We start from the raw sequence: 22,407 nt of genomic DNA, 5'->3' as shown, positions 1-22,407 counted from the left end.
ATCCGGCACCCACCTTCGGGGCGGTGTGCCGGAGGGTTGAAATTTCGCACTGGCTTCCCATTTCTAGTGCCAGTCGATGCTGCCGGATGTTTTGAAGGCGGCTTTTCATCAATTGTTCATCGCACACAGCCCCGGTAGCGGTTTCGCTTTCCGGGCGTCTGTGCAAGAACGAATATTATACCCGTCGCGATATCGGTCACGGCATTGATGTGTCGCAAGCGGTTGCGGACATGCGGACGGGCGTCAAGGAGTTGGATATGGCAGATGTAACGGTAGAGCTGGATAGCCTTCAATTCGCAGGCGATGACAAGGTCGTCCCCTTTCAGGTGGAAGGTCTCGACGTGCGTGGTCGTGCCGTTCAGGTCGGCCCGCTTCTGAATGCTATTTTGGAGCGGCACGATTACCCGCCCGTGGTCGCGCGTCTTCTGGCAGAGGCCGTTGTCTTGACGGCACTGATCGGCACCTCGCTCAAATTTTCCGGAAAGCTCACCCTCCAAACCAAGGGAGATGGTCCAGTCGATCTTCTGGTGGCCGATTTCACGGCGCCGGAAAACATGCGTGCCTACGCCCGTTTCGATGAAGAGCGGCTGGCGGAAGCCACGGCTGCTGGCCAGACTTCGCCGGAAGAGTTGCTGGGTAGCGGCATCCTTGCCTTCACTATCGATCAAGGTGTGGGCATGCAGCCTTACCAAGGCATCGTGCCACTGGACGGGTCGTCGTTGGAAGCCATTGCAGGTGTTTATTTCCGGCAATCTGAACAGTTGCCGACCCGGGTCAGGCTTGGCGTTGCGGAGCTGTTCGATCGGGGTGCCGATGGCAAGCCACGCCATGGCTGGCGTGCGGGCGGCATCATCGCACAGTTCCTCCCGCAGGCACCTGAACGTCTTCGTCCGCAGGATCTGCCGGGCGGAGATGGCGACGAGGGCGACTTCGAGGTTGCCCATGACGATGCCTGGAACGAAGCGGTGGCACTGATCGACACCGTACATATGGACGAACTGACCGATCCGCAGGTTCCAGCCGAAAAGCTGTTGTTCCGGCTGTTTCACGAGCAGGGCGTACGCGTCTTTGATCCGCAATTGATCGTGGACCGCTGCAACTGCTCACGCGAAAAGATCAAGGGCGTTCTATCGGGATTCTCCGCCGAGGAGATCAACGATAGCCAGGAGGACGGCGTCATTTCTGTTACCTGCGAGTTCTGCTCGACGACCTACCGTTATCCGGTCGAGGAAGTCGCGGCGGTCGATTGAGAACGAAAAAGGCGGGAGCTGATCCCGCCTTTTATGCCTAACGCCCAGCGCTATTGTCTAGCGGCAGGTTACTTTGCTCGTTTCGCAGCCAATCCGGTTCATCGTAACGTTGATTGGCGGATACACGAAATCATCCTTTTTCTGGTCGGATGCCGCATTGACCACCGCCATGACGACAATGCCTGCCAGACCGGCATTGCTACCAGATGACATGCGCTGGTCGGCAGATTTGTTGACTGCGACAACATTGGCAACGCCAGGCCTGTAGCCGGTGGCCGTGCAGCGCACGGAGATAGGCCGGGAAGCGTAGCCATAGTCGGGAACGCGTACTTGGGCAGGCGTCTTAATCGACGCCTTATAACCATCGCTCTCGAGCACGCAATCAACAGCTTCAATTTCAGATCGAGTGCTAAAGTCGGAGTCGTTCTTCTTCGTGTACTCGTAGGTTCTTATTGTTGCGATCTCGTTGCCCCGCAGCGCAGGTATATCTTGCCCAGCAGTCCGTTGAGGCGCCAGGACGTCGCCGTGCTGAATGTTGGGTGAAGTCGGCGTTGCGGCAACGCTCATGGCAATTGGCTTATGTGTCTGGCAGCCACTAAGCGCCATTCCAGACACTGCAATGGCGGGAATAAGAAACCGAAAAATCATGCTGTTGAGTCCCTGCGATCAAATATGCGCGCATTACACGCGTATTGCATATTTGAGCAACTCTAATGCGTGAATTTCCCCGTTATCTCGATATAGCCTTATCGAAGTTTTACAAACTGCGGCTAAACTCTAATTCAAAACCCGAGACAAGCCGGGGCTGTCCAGAGAGAAAGCGGGAATGGCGACGGTAAAGACTTCACCCGTATCGGCCTGCATCTCATAATGGCCGAACATCATTCCCGAGGGAGTATCGAGCGGGCATCCCGACGAGTATTCATAGCTATCGCCGGGCTTCAAATGCGGCTGCTCGCCGATAACGCCGGGTCCCGACACCTCGTCCACTTGCCCGCTTTCATCCGTAATGTGCCAGTAGCGATTGACCAGGGTGACTGCAATATCCGAGTTGTTCGAAATCACGACCGTGTAACCCCAGACATAACGACTGTCATCCGGGTCAGATTGCTCTTCAAGATAATAGGGGTCGACAGTGACCTCGATATCCCTCGTCAGCGCACGGTACATTCACAGGGCCTTAAGTAATTGCTTGTTCAACCACTCTACACTACAGGCGCATGCCATCGTCAAGAAACTCAAAGCCATATTAGCTTTGCTTTACAAAACAGTCGCATATTTCGTCTGTCTGAAACGCGGTTGTCGGTAAATATCGCTTGATCCGGCGCTGCTGGATCAGTGGCGAAGGGAAGATAGCCCGACAGCATGCCGGGCCATCATTGATGGATATCAGGCAGAAACCTTGGCCAGCGCGGCTGCAAAATCCTCCAGCAGGTCATCGGTATCTTCGATGCCGCAGGAAAGACGCAACGTGCCACCGGAAATGCCCAGTTCCGCACGGGCTTCATCCGTCAGGTTCTTGTGCGTGGTCGTGCCAGGATGAGTGATCAGGCTCTTGGCATCGCCCAGATTGTTGGAAATCTTGACGACTTCAAGCGCGTTCTGCAACTGGAACGCCGCTTCCTTGCCGCCCTTCAGTTCAAAGCATACCAGCGTCGAGCCGCCCGTCATCTGCTTGGCGATGATATCGGCCTGCGGATGGTCGGCGCGACCGGGATAGATCACCTTGGCGACCTTCCCCTGATCGGCAAGGAAATCGGCAATCTTGCCCGCATTGGCCGTCTGCTGGCGCACGCGAAGCGGCAACGTTTCGATGCCCTTCAGCAGGGTCCAGGCGTTAAAGGGAGACATGGCCGGGCCGGTATGGCGGAAATAATCCTGAAGCTCTTCCTCGATCCATTTTTTGTCGGAGAGAACGACGCCACCCAGGCAACGGCCCTGACCATCGATGTGCTTGGTCGCGGAGTAGACGACGATATGCGCACCCAGTTCCAATGGCTTCTGGAAAAGCGGCGTGGCAAACACGTTGTCGACCACCAGCTTCGCGCCGATCTGGTTGGCGAGCTTAGCAACGCCGGCGATATCGACCACTTCCAGCGTAGGGTTTGTCGGGCTTTCGAGGAAGAACAGCTTGGTGTTGGGCTGGATCGCCTTTTCCCAATTGGCCAGATCACGACCATCGACCAGCGTGCATTCGATGCCGTATTTCGGCGCCAGTGTTTCGACAACCCACCGGCAGGAACCGAACAGGGCGCGCGCAGCAACGATGTGGTCGCCTGCCTTCAACTGGCACAGAATGGCAGCGCTGACGGCAGCCATGCCGGATGCCGTGGCGCGCGCATCTTCGGCACCTTCCAGCAGGCACATGCGCTTTTCGAACATGTCATTGGTCGGGCTGGCGTAGCGGGCGTAGATAAAACCGTCCGTCTCACCCTTGAAGCGGGCTTCCGCCGCTTCCGAACTTTCATAAACGAAGCCCTGCGTCAGATAGATCGCTTCGGATGTTTCACCATATGGGGAACGCCGTGTGCCGCCGTGTACCAGCTGTGTTGCCGGGCGCCATTTCTTGCTCATGTCATCACCTTACAAACAAAAAAACCGGTCGCAAAAGCAGACCGGTTACAAGCACCCGGTCTTTTTAGCCACTTATTTAACGTGGCTGCAAGCCGACCGGCCAAATCACCACGGGATAAGATTGCCTTAACTCCGTTAACGACTTGCGTCAATGCTTTCCTTTTGGTTTTGTCGCCGTGAAAAGGGATGATGAAACCATGACGAGAACGACAGGCATATTGGCGGATGGCGCGATCCGGGAACTGTTCGGCTCTGGCCAGTTGAAGAGCGAGCGGGCTCTGGATGCCGACCAGATTCAGCCCGCCAGCCTCGATCTACGTCTGGGCGCAAAGGCCTATCGCGTCCGCGCCAGCTTCATGCCTGGCCCCTCTACCAAGGTCATCGAGAAGCTGACCCGCCTCAGCCTGCACGAGATCGATCTCAGCAACGGTGCTGTTCTGGAAACCGGCTGCGTCTACATCGTGCCTTTGATGGAAGCGCTAGCACTTCCCGCTGGCATGTCGGCATCGGCCAACCCGAAAAGCTCCACCGGACGTCTCGACATCTTCACCCGCGTCATCACCGATTACGCGCAGGAATTCGACAAGATACCGGCTGGCTATAACGGCCCGCTCTATCTCGAAATAAGCCCGCGTACCTTCCCCATCGTCGTGCGTCAGGGCTCGCGCCTGTCGCAAATTCGCTTCCGCATCGGCCATTCCGTGCTGAACGAGGCAGAACTGCTCGGCCTCCACGAAAGCGAAACCTTGGTGGCCAGCGAGACGCCCAACGTTTCAGGCGGTGGCATTGCTCTTTCCATTGATCTTCAAGGCTTCGGTGAACTGGGGCTGATCGGCTATCGCGGCAAGCATCACACCGCTGTGGTTGACGTCGACCAGAAAGCCGCGCATGAAGTGCTGGATTTCTGGGAGCCGATCCACGCACGCGGTCGCGCCGAGCTGATCCTCGACCCCGATGAATTCTACATCCTCGTCTCGCAGGAAGCCGTCCATGTTCCTCCGCTTTACGCAGCTGAAATGACTCCCTACGACCCGCTGGTCGGCGAGTTCCGCGTCCACTACGCCGGCTTCTTCGACCCCGGCTTCGGCCACGCCAGCGCCGGCGGCACCGGCAGCCGAGCGGTGTTGGAGGTCAGAAGCCACGAAGTGCCCTTCATCCTAGAACACGGCCAAATCGTCGGCCGCTTGGTCTATGAACATATGCTGGCCAGACCCGACGGCCTCTACGGCTCTGGCCTCGGCTCCAACTATCAAGCGCAAGGCCTGAAACTCTCCAAACACTTCCGCGCCGAATAGCGCAAAGCTTGACAGCCCCCAGGAACTATCAGACCTTGGGGTCTGCGCGGGTGTAGCTCAATGGTAGAGCAGCAGCTTCCCAAGCTGAATACGAGGGTTCGATTCCCTTCACCCGCTCCAATCCATTTTTAGAAAAACAGCTCCGAAGCAAAGCCTCGGAGCCATTTTGTTATCTGATGGGCTTGATGAGCCCCTTCTATTTCTTGTTATGGCGCGCGATTTGAGGAGGACGTTACGCGGTTCATCAACTGGCGGGCGGGAGAGCGTCTTTCGTCGGGATGATGCTGGTTGGTTGAGTGGCGTCTGTTTCGAATTTTCCGACAAGGACGAAAAAGGCTTCCGCTTCTCTAGCAAGAGAGTGGCTGGCCCCGGTTCTTCCACCATCGCGCGTTCTGTTGCGTGCCCTGCTCCATCTGCGAAGCCGTTTGATTGATCTCCTTGATCGTGGATTGTTCGCGTGAAGCGTCCACGATGGACAGGACGTTGACGCTAAGAGATCGGCAATTCCATTGGGCGCAGCTCATTTTTTAAACGCTGGCTGGTAACTGACCGTTCTCCAATGCGCAGCGACAACGGAGCTTGCCTCTCACAAACAGCTCGTCCATCTACGTGTCAAAGTGTATGCTATTTACTGTTGTCAACACGAAATTTTAACATTTAACGCTTTTTCGGAACAAAAGCCGTCGGCCTCACGTTGGTATTCCAAATAGAAAAAAGGAATTACCAATGTCTAGCATGGTAAAACTCATTTCTGCCGCTGCAATGATCGCAGGTTTTTCGGCCGTTACTATCGTCCCCGCTCATGCGCTGAGCGTCATCGGCCCTGCCTATGAAGGCCAGGCGGACGTCAAGGGTCAGACCTACAGCAACCCGCCCGTCGCCTTCGTTGGAAGCGCTGCAGAAAACGCAAATTCTACGGGTTTGTCCCTTTCTCCGCAGGAAATTCAGCATGTGAAATGGTGCGCTGAGAAATACCCGTCCTACCACGCGACTGGCAACAGCTATCAAACAAAGCAGGGTTTGCGAACGGAGTGCCGCTCGCCATACTGATGTGGTGGATGTGATGCTACAACGATAATACTATAATGATATAGTAAATTGGTTAGAAATTTCTCATTTATTCTTGGATACGGGCGTATGGGGCGTTTTGTTCCACACAAAGGGTTTATAGCGTAGCTCGTAAATTGCTCGCCAAGCGGCAGCCGATAGCATGAGCCAGTAGATTGGTGTGTACATCCATCGTTTCCCTACCATAACCCGTTCGTGGTCGATCATGGCTCGCTGACCCATCAGCAAAAATATCGTATAGCTCCCAACAAGGTTGAGCGTGTCGATGCAGGCAAGGACCAATTGCGACGACGACAGGGAGGCCGGTCCATGCGTTATGATGGTCCCTCCTACGGTAAGCAGGTAAATGATGAAAAGCGGATGCGTGAGAGATGAGAGCAGCATACCGCCGATCAACAGGTGAAAGACAAGATAGGCTTTCCATCCCATCTCATGTGCAATTTTGATGGGTGAGCGCATCATGACCAGCCAGCTTTGCAGCCATCCCTTGAACCAACGACTGCGCTGCGCAAGCCAGGCCGAGATGTCGGTCGGGGCGTCCTCTAACGTCTGGTAGCTGATGACGTCTGAATAATAGCCCATTCTGTAAAGCCGCATGCCCAGATCCGCATCCTCGGTGACGTTATAGGGGTCCCACGCCCCAACGCTTCGCAAGATGGATGCGCGAAAATGATTGGAAGTGCCGCCAAGGGGAAGCGGCATGCGCATGCGGGCAAGCATTGGCAGCATGCGTCGGAAGAGCGCGGAATATTCCAGCGAAAACGAAGAGGTCATCCATGAGACATTGGCATTGCTGATGATCAGCGGCGCTTGCAGGCTTGCGAGTTTATCGCAGCCATCACGAAATCGGGCATAGGCTTCCCGCAACTGCTTTGGGTGCGGTCTGTCCTCGGCATCGTAAATCGCTATGAATTCTCCGCGCGCGCCAGCCAGCGCATAGGTCAGCGCTTTCGGCTTGGTGCGGGGGAGCGAAAATGGCACATGTACAATCTCGATATGCGGCCCGAGCTGGATACGGTCTATCGATGCCAGTGTGATCGCATCGTCGGCTTCGCAGACGAGCTTTATATCCAACCGTGATTTTGGCCAGTCGAGCCTGTTCAGAGCATTGACGAGTTGTTCCACAACAGCTTCTTCGCGGTAGAGGGCCACGAGAATGGTGTAGACGGGCAATTGCTGATCCTGCGACTGTTCCACCAATTTCAGGGTGCGTCGATCGGGACGGAGGCGCAACGGTGCCAGACGGAACAGGATAGCGGCCATATAAAGAGCCGCTGTGAGGATATGCATCAGGTTGAACGTTAACGAGGGAGAGAATAGCGTGGCGCAAATGAGTATGGCTGCTCCAACGCCAAGCAAAAATCCCTGTGTTCCGAGCAATGTGATGCGCGCCGAATAATGGGGTGTGGCATCTAAGAGCGCATTCAGCGTTTGCCGCGTGCGCCTTTGTTCACCCGCCTGCCACACTGCCTTTCGCAATGAAGAGGGAGTGGTGACGACGAGATCGCGTCCCAGATCCGGAGACGCGTCCAGCGCCTCTTTCAGTCTCTCGATACTGGCGACATCCGGCACGATTGCGATATAGGGCATGGCATTCCTCGGCGACAGGCGTACCATCCTCGTTTCAAGGAGTTGGACGTCCAGCGAAGACGTGTCGACCACTTGGCAACCGTCCAGCTCCGCCATGAAAGGCAACCGTAGAAAGCGGGCGAAGGCCCCGAAATAGGCGTCCTCCGTGACCATTCCGCTGGCGAGTAGCTCAGCCTCGAAGGTTGAGCCATTGTTCAGTGCACGGGCTGTGAATGCTTCAACATAGGGCTTTCCAAGCCCCAGTGATCGGAAAAATGCAGCATCGCTGCTCTCTTGCGGTTCGGCATTCAGACCCCGCACATGGTCGCCGTCGATTGAATCGAACGCGACAATTTCACCCCGCACAAGCATCGCATTTTGCGATTCTTGTGTATACTCAGTAGAACGAAACATACATACCCGCCACCTTTGCAGGTGGTGCCCCGAAATTGCCCCAGCGGATCATACATATGCGCCCTATAGTTGCACCCCTGAAAATCGCGGGTATATTTGCTTCTTTCATCAGCGCGAGCCTTTTTTTGAGCCCAAAGACGCTGCATGCCGAAGGCTTGGGCGATAACGGGCGGCTTCCGGTTCTGTTCGATACGCAGGAGCGTCTGCCGGGTGCAGACTTATCGACGATCCCGCGCGTGCGGTTTTTGATGTCGGTGGATTTTCCACCGTTCAACTTCACTGATCAGGATGGCCGTCTCGTCGGTTTCCATGTCGATCTGGCGCGTGAGATTTGTGCGCAGCTGAAGATAGAGAGTAAATGTCAGGTGCAGGCTTTGCCTTTCGATGAGCTGGAAGCAGCAGTGGAAATGGGCGAGGGAGAGGCCGTCATGTCCGGCATTGCATCCAACGCGGATCTGCGTAAAAGTTTCAGTTTTACAAGGCCTTATATGCTCTTGCCTGCCCGGTTCGCCGTGAACAAGGCATCGCGGCTGGAAGGTCAGGCCGCAAGCGCGCTCTCGGGCAAGAAAGTGGGTGTGATCAGCAATTCACGCCACCAGGCCATGCTCAAGGCCTTCTTCCCCACGCTTGTTGCCAATGGCTTTGATGGGTACGATCCCATGTACGAGGCGCTGAAAACCGGAAAAATCGACGCAATTTTTGCGGATGGATTGCGGTTGCCCTTCTGGGTTTCGGGTACGGCATCAGAAAATTGTTGCGCGATGTTCGATGGGCCATATATGTCGGACAAATTTCTGGGCGAAGGCCTATCGATCATGACGGTCGATCCGGAAAACAAACTGGTTCCGGCCTTCGATCAGGCGCTGGCGGCACTGTCGCGCAATGGCCGGCTGGAAGAAATATACCGACGCTATTTCCCGTACGGGTTGTTCTAATTTAGATTTTACTGACTTGCCCAGATGATACGAGCCATCCACTCCACGTCAGCCAGGTCAAAGCTGCGGTTGGGATGTTCGGGGTTGAGCGAGAAGAGTTCGATAGTCTTTGCGGTTTGACGCGCCAGCACCTTGGCCATGACCTCGCCGTCCTTGCTTTTGACCACGACGCGGTCGCCCCGCCGCACCTGCGCGCCCGGCTCCACGATCAGCACGTCGCCATCGCGGTAAAGCGGCATCATACTGTCGCCTTGAACTTCCAGCGCGTAAACGCCCACCTTGTTGGCGGGGGAGGCGGGGAAGTCGACGATATCCCAACCCTGACCGGCGGGAAAACCGCCATCATCGAAAAAGCCGCCAGACCCCGCCTGGGCAAAGCCCAGCAAAGGAATGGCCCCCGTCTGTGGTGGAAAATTACCGTCGGGAAGCGTATTCTTGTCCGCATGGTTCAGCGCATAGCCAAAAAACTGGTCGATAGTGGCGCCGGTCGCCTCCAATACCTTGGAGACGGATTCGGTGGAGGGCCAGCGCTGCCGCCCATCCGGCCCCAGCCGCTTGGATTTGTTAAAAGATGTCGGGTCCAGTCCCGCTTTCCGTGCCAGCCCGGAAGGCGTCAACTGGTTACGGTCTGCAAGCGTATCGATCGCACTCCAGATATTATCGTGTGACAGCATGGTTCAATAGCCCGGATGGAGCGGCGTCGTCACGCGGCTCGCTTCAGTATCTGGCGAAATTTAGCCAAACGCATGCGAAGAGTAAAGTAAAAAAGGAATAAAATCCTTATTTGCTAGGCCACCAGCGTCGACATGTTGATCTTGGAAAGCTGGATGACGGCTTGGGTGCGGCTGTCCACTCTCAATTTCAGTAATATTGCAGAAACGTGGGCCTTGATTGTGGCCTCCGATACACCGAGTTCATAGGCAATCTGCTTGTTGAGCAAACCTTCGCCCACCATGCCCAAGACCCGGCTCTGCTGCGGCGTGAGCGTGCGCAGGCGGTTGATCAGGTCTGCCATATCGGCGTCCTGCTCCTGCCCGGACTGGCAGGATGCCGGTACCCACACATCACCTTCCAGCACGGCACGAATCCCGGCGCGCATATCCTCGATGCCGGAGGATTTTGAGATGAAGCCGGAGGCGCCGAGCTCGATGGCGCGGCGCATGGTGGCCGGATCGTCGGTGGCGGAAACGATGACGATGGGCAGGCTGGCGAATTCCGCCCGCAGCGCCATCAGGCCGGAAAAACCGCTGACACCCGGCATGGCAAGGTCCAGCAACATCAGATCGGCGTCGGGCTCAAGCCCTGCGGCGGCCTTTGCCGCGTCGAAATCGCCTGCTTCGATGATGGCATTGTCGCCTTCCAGCCCCGTTACCGCCTGGCGAAGCGCGCCGCGAAACAGGGGATGATCATCTGCAATGATAAAGGTGAGTTGTGACATGCAGCGCCCCCTCCCAAAGGCATTTCATGTATATCCCATATTTGGCGCAGATCGGTTGGTCGTCAAGCGACTTCAATCCAAAAGCTAAATCAAGAATTGCGTGAAATGCGGCTGCAACACAAGCGTTAGATTGCTCGCAACACCCGTCAGTTCCCATCTACACGCAAAATTCTGTGTGAAGCGGTGGACAAGGCACGGCATTTGCGGCAAACCGCCCGCATATGAAGGAGACGCCGCATGCGTGACACGCCCCCCATCATTGAAACGCCCGTGATCTACAAGATCGTACCGACTGCCCTTTGGCGGGACGCGAAGGAAGCGGGTGTGTTCAAAGGCGCGGCCATCGATCTCACGGATGGCTTTATCCATTTTTCCACCGCGGCCCAGGTCAAGGAAACCGCGCAGAAGCACTTCGCCGGTCAGGACGATCTTCTGCTGGTGGCGGTGGATGGCGCTGCGCTGGGGGACAAGCTGGTGTTCGAAACCTCGCGTGGCGGCGATCAGTTCCCCCATCTCTATGCGCCCTTGCCCTTGGAAGCGGTCCTGTGGGAAACGCCGCTGACGCTTGATGACGATGGTGCCCACCAGTTCCCGGAGATTGCATGATGAGCGGAATTTTTTCCTCGATTGGTCGGCGCGGCCTGTTTCTGATGGACCCGGAAGTGGCCCATGGCATGTCGATCACGGCGCTCCGCTCTGGCTTCATCCCCACCTGCATGGTGCCGCACGATCCGCGCTTGCAACAGACGGTCGCCGGTCTCGTTTTCCCCAACCCACTCGGCATGGCAGCGGGCTATGACAAGAATGCGGAAGTGCCCGGCCCACTTCTGAAACTGGGCTTCGGCTTTACCGAAATCGGCACGGTCACGCCGCGCCCGCAATCGGGCAATCCGAAACCGCGCATCTTCCGGCTGGTGGAAAACGAAGCGGTCATCAACCGCCTCGGTTTCAACAATGAGGGACATGCGGCAGCACTCGCGCGCCTTATCGCCGCCGGTCTGCGCGGCCTCGTCGGCGTCAATATCGGTGCCAACAAGGATAGCGAAGATCGCATCGCCGATTACGTCAAGGGCATCGAAACCTTTGCCTCCGTCGCCTCCTATTTTACCGCCAACATCTCGTCGCCCAACACGCCGGGCCTGCGAGACTTGCAGGCGCGCGAAAGCCTGTCGGCGCTGTTGAAAGCCGTGCTGGAAAAGCGCGATGCCGAGGCACAGAAGCTCAACCGCGCCCTCCCGGTCTTCCTAAAGATCGCACCCGATCTGACCGAAGAAGGGCTGGACGATATCGCCGCCGAAGTTCTGGCCCATAATCTCGATGGCCTCATCGTTTCCAACACGACGCTATCTCGTGATGGCCTGCGCCCCGGCCAGAACAATGGCGAGGCGGGTGGTTTGTCCGGCAAGCCACTCTTCGATCTCTCCACCACCGTTCTCGCCAAGATGCGCAAACGCGTCGGCCCCGCTCTGCCCATCATCGGTGTGGGCGGCGTGTCATCGGCTGAGACCGCGTTGGAGAAAATCCGCGCCGGTGCCGATCTCGTGCAGCTCTATTCCTGCATGGTCTATGAGGGACCAGCTCTGCCGGGCCGAATCGTGCGCGGGCTGTCAACGTTGGTGGAGCGTGAACGGGTTGGGAATATCGGGGAGTTGCGGGATAGTGCGGTGGATCGCTGGGCGGAGCGGGGGATTTAAGGCGCCCACCTCTCTTCCGTCATCCTAGGGCTTGTCCCTAGGATCTAATCACGCCTCCAAAATCGCAACGTAGCAGATGCTCGGGACAAGCCCGAGCATGACGAAGAACGCGATGAAGAGACCGAACCTTTGACCTTCGCCTCGCGGCCTTCAACCCAAATCCATCACCGACACAACACCATCGCCCAATACGGCCTGTTCTTCGCAGTTGCATCGTAAGCAACGGCCACACCCAACCCGCCATAATTCCCCAGCATATTCTCCAGATGGTGCGGAGAGCCAATCCACGCCTTCACCACCCGCTCGACCGTATCCTGTCCAGCCGCCACGTTTTCCGCCGCAGGCAGAGGCACGTCGCCGTCCTTCATGCGGATGAGAAAACTGTCGGTAAGGCCGATGAGATGCGCCATTTTCTGCGCTTTTACCATTCGGTTGGCCTGAAAGGCGGCGGCCTGTTGCGCGGCGCTGTTAGCGGAAAGCGCAGATAACCCCTTGGAACGGCGAAGCTCGTTGACCATGGGCAGCGCCGCGGCCGTTTCATCGCGGGTGCCGGAGGCGATGCCCTTGTTGGTGGGTGTGGAAACGCAGGCCGATAGCAGCGTGCCGGCGGAAACCAGCACGAAGCCGCGCCGGGAGAACGTCATCGGGGAATGTTGGGTCATACTATCGGCGGAAGCTCAAAAGGCGAAGGATGATGAAGACGGGGATGACGATGACGGCACCTGCCAGCAGATAATCGCCAATGCTGCCCAGGGCGCGGAAGCCGCTGTGCCAGAGGTCGAGTATGAAATCTCTGACGCCATAAATGATGTTCCACGGTGTCAGGCCAAAGACAGCCATAACGAAGCCGACGATCAGCGATACGACCAGCAATTTTATGATCGTGCGCGCTACACTGTCACCCAGCACCTTATCCACTTCACCCGCCATATGCAAAATCTCCTGAATTCAGCCAAGACATAGAAAGCATGGTGCCTCTATGCAAGCTTCGGCGCAGTCTACGCGCCATATTTGCCGCTGCCATGAAATAGGACTTGAGTTTTTTTATGGCTTGATGAAAGACAGCCCACCTCTTTCAGGAAAGCGTGCATGGCCCCACACCAGTTTTCGTCCGGCGATGCCATCGCAGACCGGCGCGCAGATTACGCCCGCATGTTGGCGGAAAGCGCAGATCACGCCGCAGCAGCGGAATTGATGGAGCAGGCGCTGGAGCTGACACCATCATGGGCGGCAGGCTGGGTACAGCTGGGAGATTACTGCGACAAAGCTGGGCAGAGGGACAAGGCAATTACCGCCTATGAGACAGTCGATCGGCTGGACCCCGAGGGCATTTTCGCCGCGCCTCTGAAGCTCGCCGTGCTGGGCGCCGCCGAAACACCGGAGCAACCGCCCAGCGCCTATATCGAAGGCTTGTTCGATGATTACGCAGACCGTTTCGAAACTTCGCTGGTCGAAAAGCTGGAATACAGCGTCCCGCAGAAACTCGCAGCGTTGATCGAAACGGCAAAACCGGCCAGCGGCAAATTCACCTGCACGGTCGATATCGGCTGCGGTACCGGTCTGCTGGGTCTCGAAATCCAAGATTGGACGCAGCGCCTCGAAGGCTTCGACATCTCCACCAATATGCTGGCCAAGGCAGAGGAAAAGGCCATCTACCGCCATCTGGCCCAAGCCGATCTTTCGCTCCCGGCGGAAACATCCGGTCTCTTTACTGATGATCTCGCCTATCACCGCGCCGATCTGGTCGCAGCCGCAGATGTGATGATGTATCTCGGCAGTCTGGAAACCGTCATTTCGCTGGTCTTGGCGCTGCTGGCACCGGGAGGCACCTTCGCCTTCTCGGTGGAAGATGCGGGCGATGAGGGCTTTGTCCTTCAACCATCCCTGCGCTATGCCCATTCGGAAGCCTACGTTCGCGCGCTTTTGGAAGCGTCCGGCCTGCAAGTGCTGGAAACCCGGAAAACCACCATTCGCAAGGACGCCGGAAAACCCCTCCTTGGCATTCTGTTTCTTGCCAAAAAACCTGCCTGATCTTTTCGTTTCTTGCATTTTTATCGATAGGTCAGCCTTGCTTACATATCGATATTGAAACTGCCCCTGTTGCAGTGCAAAATAAGCCCAATCGCGCGATCCATTACGACAGATGCGAAACGCGACGATACATATTCAGACAGCACCGACAGTTCCGTTTTGGGGTAGCGCGCATGGCATTCACGAGAAGCGTTTATGGCATGTGGAGTGCCGATCCGGCCAAGCACGCGCCCTTGGAAGACATTCAGGGCATCGTTACCGGTAGCATCGTCTCGGCCCTCGGCTTCTACCTTCTCGCCAAGGTCGGCCTGCTCACCGGCGGCACCGCTGGCGTCGCCTTTCTCCTGCATTACGCCTTCGGCATCAGCTTCGGCCTGCTGTTCTTCCTCGTCAATCTGCCCTTCTATTACCTGTCCTTCCGCCGTCTCGGCCTTGCCTTTTCGCTCAAAACCTTCATCGCCATCGGCTTCGTTTCCGTGCTGACTGAACTGGAAAGCCGCTGGATGGTGGTCGAAAGCATCAACCCGCTCTGGGCCGCACTGCTTGGCGGTTTGCTTCTCGGCTACGGCCTTCTGGCGCTATACCGCCACCGCGCCAGCCTTGGCGGCATCGGCATTCTCGCCATCTATATTCAGGATCGTTTCGGCATCCGCGCCGGTCTCATCCAGCTTGCCTTCGACAGCTGCGTCATGATCGCAGCCTTCGCGGTCATCAATCCCGAAACGGTGCTTTATTCCATCGTGGGCGCCTTCGTCTTGAACCTCTTCCTCGCTATCAACCACCGCTCGGATCGCTATATCGTCGTGCGCTGACCGCTTGAATTTTCTCTCCACCCGGCGCAAACAGTGAAACGTAACGTGGGGACGATCATGAGCGACGTAGCGGAGCGTAAACGCATCCGATTTTGGGCATCGACATCAGATAAGCATTCCCTCGTGGAGGATGCTCAGGCCGTCGTCGCGGGCAGCATGCTCGCCTCTCTCGGCGTGGTGCTTCTGTCGGGCGGTGGTCTGCTGACCGGCGGTGTCGTCGGTGTCGCCTTTCTTCTGCACTACGCAACAGGACTCAGCTTCGGCCTGCTGTTCTTTCTTGCCAACATGCCGTTCTATTATCTCGCCTTGCGCCGTCTCGGTCTGGCCTTCACCATCAAGACCTTCTGCGCCGTTGCGCTCACATCGGTCCTATCAGAATATCTGCCGCACCTCATCGTGCTGCAAAACGTCAACCCCATCATCGCTGCCCTTTTCGGCGGGTTGACGGTGGCCGCAGGCATGCTTGCCCTGTTTCGCCACCGCACAAGCCTTGGCGGCTTCGGCATTCTGGCGCTCTATCTGCAGGATCGCTTCGGCATCCGCGCCGGGCTGGCGCAACTGGCATTCGATTGCACGGTCCTTGTCTCTGCCTTCTTCGTCGCCACCCCCTTCATCATTCTCTGCTCCATCCTCGGCGCGCTGGTCATGAACCTCGTCATTGCGGTCAATCACCGAAACGACCGCTATATCGCGATGTAAGGCCTTCTTTTTCGCCCGTGTTTCACTACTTTAGAGCAGTGAAACACACAGAGCCCCCCATCTCCGGCGTCGATGTCGGCACCTTGCCTTTATCCTTCCAGAAATGGTTCGGCGAAAAAGGCTGGAGCCCACGCGCCCATCAGCTGGAACTATCCGCCCGCGCCCGGGCTGGCGAAAACATGCTGCTGATTGCGCCCACAGGGGCGGGCAAAACGCTGGGCGGCTTCATGGCTTCGCTCACCGATCTGGCAGAACGCGGCAAGGTGCCACCCGGCTCGGCCTTCGTCGGCGTCCATACGCTTTACATTTCGCCGCTCAAAGCGCTGGCCGTCGATATCGAGCGCAACCTGATGAAGCCGGTATCGGAAATGGGCCTGCCCATTTCGGTCGAAACCCGCACCGGTGATACGCCGCAGTCCAAGCGCCAGCGCCAGAAGCTGAAACCGCCGGACATTCTGCTGACGACGCCGGAGCAGGTCTCGCTGCTGCTCGCCAACAAGGAAGCCGAACGCTTCTTCAAAGACCTGAAATATGTGGTGCTGGACGAGCTGCATTCGCTCGTCACCTCCAAGCGTGGCCATCTTCTGTCGCTGGCCATTGCCCGCATCCGCAAACACGCCCCCGCCATGCGCACCATCGGCCTCTCTGCCACGGTGGCAGACCCCATGGATTTGCAACGCTATCTCAGCCCGCAGGCGGAGGGCGAACCCACCGCCGGGCTCATCACCGTGGATGGCGGCGCAAAGCCTGATATCGCCATTCTCGGCACGGAGGAGCGCATTCCATGGTCCGGCCACTCGGCGCGCTATGCCATGCAGGACCTCTATCCGGCCTTGAAGGCACACAAGACGACGCTGATCTTCGTCAACACCCGCTCGCAGGCGGAGCGCATTTTCCAGGAACTCTGGACCATCAACGACGACAATCTGCCGATTGCGCTGCATCACGGCTCGCTGGATGCAGGCCAGCGCCGCAAGGTGGAAGCGGCCATGGCCGACAACAAGCTGCGCGCCGTCGTCGCCACCTCTACGCTCGATCTCGGCATAGACTGGGGCGATGTCGATCTTGTCGTGCATGTCGGTGCGCCCAAGGGCGCCAGCCGCCTTGCGCAGCGCATCGGTCGCGCCAATCACCGCATGGACGAACCCTCCAAGGCCATCCTCGTGCCAGCCAATCGCTTCGAGGTCATGGAATGCCGCGCGGCGCTGGATGCCAACTACATCGGTGCGCAGGATACATCACCGATCGCCGAGGGTGCGCTGGATGTGCTCGCCCAGCATGTGCTGGGCATGGCCTGCGCCGAACCCTTCGACGCCGATGACCTTTACCGCGAAGTCACCACCGCCTCGCCCTACGCCGACCTGCCGCGCGAAACCTTCGACCGTATCGTCGATTTCACCGCCACCGGCGGCTATGCCCTACGCACCTATGAGCGTTACGCCCGCATCCGCCAGACGAAAGACGGCCTGTGGCGCGTCTCCAACCCGCAGGTGGCGATGCAGTACCGCCTCAACCTTGGCACCATTGTCGAGGCGGCAGAACTGAATGTCCGCATGGTCAAGCGCAATGCCAAAGGCACAATCGGGCGCGGCGGCATGTCGCTCGGCAAGGTCGAGGAGTATTTCCTCGAACAGCTGGTGCAGGGCGATACGTTTCTCTTCGCAGGAAAGGTGCTGCGCTTCGAAGGCATCCGCGAAAGTGAATGCCTCGTCAGCCAGGCCTTTTCTATGGACCCGAAAATCCCTTCCTATGCGGGCGGCAAATTCCCGCTCTCCACCTATCTGGCAGATCAGGTGCGTTCCATGCTGGCCGATCCCGCCCGCTGGCACGCCTTGCCGGATCAGGTGCGCGACTGGCTGGCCATCCAGAAAGAAAAATCTATCATCCCCAAACGGGATGAACTGCTGGTCGAGACCTTCCCCTTCCGCAAGCGCTTCTTCATGGTCATGTACCCCTTCGAGGGGCGCTTGGCGCACCAGACGCTGGGCATGCTGTTGACCCGCCGTCTGGAGCGGGCAGGGGCCAAGCCCATGGGCTTCGTCGCCACGGATTACTCGCTGGCCATCTGGGCTCTGGAAGATATCGGCAGACGCCTGCAATCAGACCGCCTGTCGCTGCCAGACCTGCTGGACGAGGATATGCTGGGCGATGATCTCGAAGCATGGCTCGACGAATCCTTCATGCTCAAACGCACCTTCCGCAATTGCGCGATCATCTCTGGCCTCATCGAGCGCCGCCATCCCGGCAAGGAAAAAACCGGGCGGCAGGTCACTGTTTCTGCCGATCTTATTTATGACGTTCTTCGCAGCCATGAGCCCGATCACATCCTGCTGGAGGCCACGCGTCGCGATGCCGCAGCCGGACTTTTGGACATTGGCCGTCTTGGCGATATGTTAAGGCGAATCAAGGGCCACACCACCCATTGCGCTCTGGAGCATGTTTCGCCACTCGCCGTTCCGGTCATGATGGAAATCGGGCGCGAGACGGTGCCGGGTCAGGCTCTAGACGATGTGCTGGCCGAAGCTGCCGATGAGTTGATTGCGGATGCGATGTCATGATGCATCCGCCTAGAAGATATGAAGGACAAAACCGAAACGTGCTGAGCCGACTTGCCCTGAGCGACAAATTTGCCACCGGCTTCGAATGCCTCGGCTCGGAAACCGCCATCAACGGTGTGGCCGGCTGGTGCGATCCGCTGGGCGGGCTCTACCTGCCCGACCTCTCGCTACTGGTCGTCTCGGATTTGCACCTGGAAAAAGGTGCCGCCTTTGCCCGTCGCGGCCGTCTTCTGCCCCCCTATGACACCATCGCCACCCTCAAAATCCTGTCCTCGCTGATCACCCGCTACGACCCGAAAATCGTCGTCAGCCTCGGCGATAATTTCCATGATCGCATCGGCTCGCAGCATCTGCCTTTGCCTTTGCGCGATCTCATCAAGGAGATGGCGCGGGGACGTGAATGGATATGGATCAACGGCAACCACGATCCCGATGGCACGGTGGATTTGCCGGGTTCGTCATCGGATGAAATGTTCTACGGGAACCTCGTTTTCCGGCACGAGCCGAAAGCGGGCTCATCAGAAGGCGAAATTGCCGGCCACCTCCACCCCGCCGCCACCGTCCGCCGCCGCGACAAATCGGTGCGCCGCCCCTGCTTCGCCACCGACGGCATCCGTATGTTGATGCCCGCTTTCGGTGTCCTCAGCGGCGGTCTCGATCTGCGACACAAGGCGATGAAGGGCCTGTTCGATCATTCGGCGCTGGTTGCGCATCTTCTGGGTCGGGACCGGATTTACTCGGTGCGGTTCAACAACCTGCTCGGCTGATCGTCTTCAGTGATAGGCATTTGCCGCAACAGCACTCTTGTCGATGTTCGCACTGGCCAGCTCAAGAAAACGGTCTAGCGGACATGCTCCATCCCTAGCTTCGCTTTCGCATCCGGACATGGCAATCGCTGCCTGAAGAGGCGGTGACCGGTCATCGATCACGGAGGCGTTGCGGATCTGGTCGAGCGATGGCGCAACGAACCCCATGCGGACATAGGCTTTACCTGCGCCGTCATGCAGCCGCTCGAAGGTCAAGGCCCCGGTTGGCGGTGTCTCGTCGTCCAGATAGGGCGGTATTTTCCAGTGAATGCCGAGCAGGGTCGCGATTTCTGCCTGCTGCGTATCGCTGCCCATGAATAGCAAGAATTTGGCGTTCGGCGGCCCGTCCTTGGAGGGCTTCGTGTCCAGCGACAGCAAAATCTGGTTGAGGAAGTTCGAGGCGTCGCGTTGCGCCAGATAGGGCACACGGTTTCCCACGTCGTATTTCATTTGCCGCAGGGCAGACAGACGGATGATGTCGTCCGCCGTCGACGCCTTGCCGAACGCGACCTGATCAGGCGGAAAGCCATTGGCATATTGCAGCAGAAAAATCTGAACGGCAGTGCCCGCTTCTGCAAGCGGCCCTTTCACGGAAACGCTTGCTGACTTATCAATTTTGGCGGCTTTGACGTCGAGCGTCCACGGACGGTTCTGAAGCGAGCAGGCGCCGTCGACCGCATCGCAGCCCAGGATCGCGTCCATTTCCTTCATCAACGGTGCGGCCTTTTCCTTCATCCCGTCGAAGCTGCCGCCAGCGGCCTGCAGAATCGCAGCCTTCGCTTTTTCGACGTCGATTGCGCCAAGCGCGGTCGAGGATGCCTCATAGAGCGGGTCGGGACCATCGCCCTTGAAAAAACCGACTTTGAGCCCGCACCCTTCAAACATCGCCGACAGGATCACATTGCCGGTATCGATGGTGCGTTGAACCGTGCTGTTGGCCCAGCCGAAAACAGTATCCGGCGCGGGGCATCCGCTTAAAGGCACGAGGCCTTTGGTAGCGAGCATGCCAGCTTCCCATTTGCCCAGTTGTGTCGCAGCCTTGGCCCCATGCGGCGTCAACTGGCCGTCCTGCGCATCCCAGACCGGCCACTGTTTGGCAGACATCTGCGCAAGTTCCTTGCTGCTGGTCTGCGGGCGGACGCCATGACGCATCAGTGCAATATATTTGTCGCTAACCAGCGTCTCGGCGTATGCAGAAACGGACGTGGTGAAGGTGATGAAGGCTACAAGAAGGATCCGGTCGAGGCGCATGTTTTCATCCTCAAAATCGCTCAGTCTCGAGTGACGAATAGGATCGCTTCGTGAAGTTTTCGTGACCCTCAGTCGCGACGGAACAGAATACTGGCGCCCCAGCCAGTTACGACGGCCAGTAACACGCACAGAAAGCCATAGACGACAGGTGTCTGGTGCGCGGCATCGGTAATCGCCTGCTCCATGCCGGTCTTGACGACACGTAGTCGCAATTCCTTCTGCGCTATCGGCAGGCCGCTTTTGAACAGATAGGCGCGCGCCGTATGCACCCCGTTCGGTACATTGGCTGGCAGGCGCAGTGTCGCCCAGAACAGGCCGGTTCGCTCCAGCCGCACACCGGTCGTGTCGTTGCGATAGATGCCGCTCGACAGTTTCAGACGACGATAGGCTTCCTGAAAATCATAGACATTGTCAGGCACACCTGAAAACACCGCGCTGCGTAGCGGCAGATGATCGACGCCCAGCCCCATGGCTTTCAGCGTTCCCGGTGTGGCGATGTTGTCTATATTGCGGGTGCTGGCCATGGAGTATGACTCCGGCAGCGGCGCAAAGGTGATCGCGCTGGTGTTGATCCAGATACCGGCCACCCGGCTTTTCTTGCGCACGGTGGAATATTCGTTCGGCCCCTCCAGCGTCACCACGATGTCGTATTGACCGATGGCCAGCAGCAACTGGTCGGCATTGTTGAGCGCGCCGAACATGGTGAAGTCAGCACCACGAAAATCCGAGGCGATGGAAATTTCCGTCGTGGATGCACCGATTTCGATGTTTTCCTGCAAAGTTCGCGTCTGACCGGCTGCGTCAGGCTGGATCGCCAGCGGTGGCGTCTGAGCCAGTGCGAGACTGCAGCAGATACCAAAAACGGCTGCGATGGCGGCGGCGCGGATCAATAGCCCAGCCCCCCGACAGCCACCGAAAACAGGTCTTCAGGCCGCACCACCAGCCCAATGGCAAGACGGATCCCGACCGCCAGCACCAGCAGCGCCAGAAGCGCGCGCAACTGTTCGCCGCGCAGTTTCTGGCCGACGCGTACGCCGTACTGCGCACCGATGACACCGGCCAGCATCAGAATGAAGGCCAGCACGATATCGACGGAATAGTTGGTCGCCGCCTGCACGATGGTTGTATAGGCGGTCACGAAAATGATCTGGAACAGCGAGGTTCCGACAACGACGTTGGTCGGAATGCGCAGGAGATAGATCATCGCAGGCACCATGATGAAGCCGCCGCCCACACCCATGATGGAGGTGAGCACGCCGATGCCGAATCCGAGGACGATAATCGGAATGACGCTGAGATAGAGCTTCGATTTCTTGAAGCGCATTTTCAGCGGCAGACGATGCACCCAGTTATGGTGGCCCGGGCGACGCAGCGTCACTGTTTCATTGCGCGCGGTGCGGCGAATGGCCGAGATGCTTTCTTTCAGCATCAGCGCGCCGACGGTAGACAGAAGAATAACGTAAAGCAGTGAAATGATGAGGTCTAGCTGGCCGACGCTGCGCAGCAGCGTAAACAGCCACACGCCAAGCGTCGCCCCACACAGGCCGCCGATCAGCAGCACCGTTCCCAGCTTCACATCCAGAGTACCGCGCCGGAAATGGGTAATCGAGCCGGAAACGGACGATGCCACGACCTGATTTGCGCCAGTGGCGACGGCCACGACAGGAGGAATATTGTAGAAGATCAAAAGCGGCGTGATGAGAAAGCCGCCGCCGACGCCGAACATGCCGGACAGAAATCCCACAGCCGCGCCCATGCCGAGAATGATGAATATATTCACCGAAAGTTCTGCAATGGGCAGATAGACAGTCACAGTAGGACCTCGGACATGCGGACCTCGGACGTGGTAGCGTCCAAAACGGCAAAAACCGCCATCAGGCGGGCCTTGCCACGAAGGGATGGTATCTGTCTGAAGGGTCAAGGCGAGCGGCCATGCGACCTTTCATCGGTCATGCCCTTGGCAGGCATGAGTGTCAATTATTCAACGGCAAATACGTTGATAATTTGGAAAGA

22 protein-coding genes, 1 tRNA gene and 1 riboswitch are annotated in these 22,407 nt (G+C 57.9%); of the genes, 12 read left to right on the top strand and 11 right to left on the bottom strand.

The features are described 5' to 3' along the window. The first annotated feature begins 257 nt into the window (after positions 1-257). Entirely contained in the window at positions 258-1,250 is a 993-nt protein-coding gene (locus tag ASF29_RS12270; RefSeq protein WP_062451040.1) for an Hsp33 family molecular chaperone, read from the top strand. A gap of 57 nt (positions 1,251-1,307) precedes the next feature. Here ASF29_RS12270 and ASF29_RS24395 read toward each other — a convergent pair whose 3' ends face one another. The 3 genes from ASF29_RS24395 to ASF29_RS12255 all read right to left on the bottom strand — a co-directional run bounded on the left by ASF29_RS24395 (position 1,308) and on the right by ASF29_RS12255 (position 3,824). Next, a complete protein-coding gene (locus ASF29_RS24395; protein WP_156462644.1) occupies positions 1,308-1,898 on the bottom strand; it encodes a hypothetical protein in 591 nt (196 codons plus the stop codon). Between the two features lie 129 nt (positions 1,899-2,027). Continuing rightward, positions 2,028-2,420 carry a Co2+/Mg2+ efflux protein ApaG gene (gene apaG, locus ASF29_RS12260; protein WP_062450955.1) on the bottom strand — a complete coding sequence of 131 codons (393 nt, stop codon included), beginning with the start codon at positions 2,418-2,420 and terminating at the stop codon, positions 2,028-2,030. 219 nt (positions 2,421-2,639) lie between these two features. Beyond that, positions 2,640-3,824: an O-succinylhomoserine sulfhydrylase gene (locus ASF29_RS12255; RefSeq protein ID WP_062450954.1), complete on the bottom strand. Its 1,185-nt coding sequence runs from the start codon at positions 3,822-3,824 to the stop codon at positions 2,640-2,642. Between the two features lie 43 nt (positions 3,825-3,867). Continuing rightward, positions 3,868-3,946: riboswitch (SAM riboswitch) on the bottom strand. A 75-nt stretch (positions 3,947-4,021) separates the two neighbouring features. Between ASF29_RS12255 and ASF29_RS12250 the strand changes: the two genes are divergently transcribed. The 3 genes from ASF29_RS12250 (at position 4,022) to ASF29_RS12240 (ending at position 6,169) form a co-directional block, all read left to right on the top strand. Continuing rightward, complete coding sequence (locus ASF29_RS12250; RefSeq protein ID WP_062450953.1) at positions 4,022-5,119, top strand: 2'-deoxycytidine 5'-triphosphate deaminase; 1,098 nt, start codon at positions 4,022-4,024, stop codon at positions 5,117-5,119. Positions 5,120-5,165: 46 nt separating this feature from the next. Further along, positions 5,166-5,239 (top strand) — tRNA-Gly (locus ASF29_RS12245). Positions 5,240-5,845: 606 nt separating this feature from the next. Next, entirely contained in the window at positions 5,846-6,169 is a 324-nt protein-coding gene (locus ASF29_RS12240) for a BA14K family protein (RefSeq protein ID WP_062450952.1), read from the top strand. Positions 6,170-6,232: 63 nt separating this feature from the next. Here the strand turns inward: ASF29_RS12240 and ASF29_RS12235 are convergent, their stop codons facing one another. Continuing rightward, positions 6,233-8,128, bottom strand: coding sequence for a glycosyltransferase family 2 protein (locus ASF29_RS12235; protein ID WP_244473542.1), 1,896 nt, complete (start codon positions 8,126-8,128; stop codon positions 6,233-6,235). A gap of 98 nt (positions 8,129-8,226) precedes the next feature. Between ASF29_RS12235 and ASF29_RS12230 the strand changes: the two genes are divergently transcribed. Then, complete coding sequence (locus ASF29_RS12230; RefSeq protein WP_082453476.1) at positions 8,227-9,105, top strand: transporter substrate-binding domain-containing protein; 879 nt, start codon at positions 8,227-8,229, stop codon at positions 9,103-9,105. Positions 9,106-9,113: 8 nt separating this feature from the next. Here the strand turns inward: ASF29_RS12230 and ASF29_RS12225 are convergent, their stop codons facing one another. Both ASF29_RS12225 and ASF29_RS12220 read right to left on the bottom strand, forming a co-directional pair. Continuing rightward, positions 9,114-9,779, bottom strand: coding sequence for a helix-turn-helix transcriptional regulator (locus ASF29_RS12225; RefSeq protein ID WP_062450950.1), 666 nt, complete (start codon positions 9,777-9,779; stop codon positions 9,114-9,116). A 113-nt stretch (positions 9,780-9,892) separates the two neighbouring features. Continuing rightward, positions 9,893-10,543, bottom strand: coding sequence for a response regulator transcription factor (locus tag ASF29_RS12220; RefSeq protein WP_062450949.1), 651 nt, complete (start codon positions 10,541-10,543; stop codon positions 9,893-9,895). A gap of 237 nt (positions 10,544-10,780) precedes the next feature. On the opposite strand from ASF29_RS12220, the gene ASF29_RS12215 reads away from it, so the two are divergent. Both ASF29_RS12215 and ASF29_RS12210 read left to right on the top strand, forming a co-directional pair. Next, a complete protein-coding gene (locus ASF29_RS12215; RefSeq protein WP_062450948.1) occupies positions 10,781-11,149 on the top strand; it encodes a DUF952 domain-containing protein in 369 nt (122 codons plus the stop codon). Then, positions 11,149-12,237, top strand: a complete 1,089-nt coding sequence (locus ASF29_RS12210; RefSeq protein ID WP_062450947.1) for a quinone-dependent dihydroorotate dehydrogenase — start codon at positions 11,149-11,151, stop codon at positions 12,235-12,237. The genes ASF29_RS12215 and ASF29_RS12210 overlap by 1 nt, the downstream gene beginning before the upstream one ends. A gap of 164 nt (positions 12,238-12,401) precedes the next feature. Here ASF29_RS12210 and ASF29_RS12205 read toward each other — a convergent pair whose 3' ends face one another. Together ASF29_RS12205 and ASF29_RS12200 are read right to left on the bottom strand one after the other, a co-directional pair. Further along, the gene (locus tag ASF29_RS12205) at positions 12,402-12,899 is read right to left on the bottom strand and encodes a CAP domain-containing protein (protein ID WP_062450946.1); all 498 of its coding nucleotides are present in this window, start codon (positions 12,897-12,899) and stop codon (positions 12,402-12,404) included. Between the two features lies 1 nt (position 12,900). Beyond that, on the bottom strand, positions 12,901-13,167 hold the full coding sequence (locus tag ASF29_RS12200; protein WP_062450945.1) for a DUF6460 domain-containing protein: 267 nt from the start codon (positions 13,165-13,167) through the stop codon (positions 12,901-12,903). A 159-nt stretch (positions 13,168-13,326) separates the two neighbouring features. On the opposite strand from ASF29_RS12200, the gene ASF29_RS12195 reads away from it, so the two are divergent. From ASF29_RS12195 to pdeM, 5 genes are all read left to right on the top strand, one after another. Next, positions 13,327-14,268 (top strand): methyltransferase, encoded by a 942-nt coding sequence (locus ASF29_RS12195; RefSeq protein ID WP_062450944.1) that lies wholly within the window; start codon positions 13,327-13,329, stop codon positions 14,266-14,268. 200 nt (positions 14,269-14,468) lie between these two features. Beyond that, complete coding sequence (locus ASF29_RS12190; protein WP_062450943.1) at positions 14,469-15,080, top strand: YitT family protein; 612 nt, start codon at positions 14,469-14,471, stop codon at positions 15,078-15,080. 57 nt (positions 15,081-15,137) lie between these two features. Next, positions 15,138-15,779, top strand: coding sequence for a YitT family protein (locus ASF29_RS12185; protein WP_062450942.1), 642 nt, complete (start codon positions 15,138-15,140; stop codon positions 15,777-15,779). Between the two features lie 38 nt (positions 15,780-15,817). Next, entirely contained in the window at positions 15,818-18,337 is a 2,520-nt protein-coding gene (locus ASF29_RS12180) for a ligase-associated DNA damage response DEXH box helicase (protein ID WP_062450941.1), read from the top strand. Positions 18,338-18,375: 38 nt separating this feature from the next. Beyond that, a complete protein-coding gene (pdeM, locus tag ASF29_RS12175) occupies positions 18,376-19,104 on the top strand; it encodes a ligase-associated DNA damage response endonuclease PdeM (RefSeq protein ID WP_062450940.1) in 729 nt (242 codons plus the stop codon). A gap of 6 nt (positions 19,105-19,110) precedes the next feature. Here the strand turns inward: pdeM and ASF29_RS12170 are convergent, their stop codons facing one another. The 3 genes from ASF29_RS12170 to ASF29_RS12160 form a co-directional block, all read right to left on the bottom strand. Then, positions 19,111-20,394: a histidine-type phosphatase gene (locus ASF29_RS12170; protein ID WP_062450939.1), complete on the bottom strand. Its 1,284-nt coding sequence runs from the start codon at positions 20,392-20,394 to the stop codon at positions 19,111-19,113. Positions 20,395-20,462: 68 nt separating this feature from the next. Beyond that, positions 20,463-21,284, bottom strand: coding sequence for a TIGR02186 family protein (locus tag ASF29_RS12165; protein WP_062450938.1), 822 nt, complete (start codon positions 21,282-21,284; stop codon positions 20,463-20,465). Further along, on the bottom strand, positions 21,281-22,207 hold the full coding sequence (locus ASF29_RS12160) for a sulfite exporter TauE/SafE family protein (RefSeq protein WP_062450937.1): 927 nt from the start codon (positions 22,205-22,207) through the stop codon (positions 21,281-21,283). The genes ASF29_RS12165 and ASF29_RS12160 overlap by 4 nt, the downstream gene beginning before the upstream one ends. Between the last annotated feature and the right edge of the window lie 200 nt (positions 22,208-22,407).

It is taken from the genome of Rhizobium sp. Leaf262, from assembly GCF_001422245.1.
GTDB lineage: Bacteria > Pseudomonadota > Alphaproteobacteria > Rhizobiales > Rhizobiaceae > Agrobacterium.
This window is presented reverse-complemented; position numbering and strand designations above follow the sequence as displayed.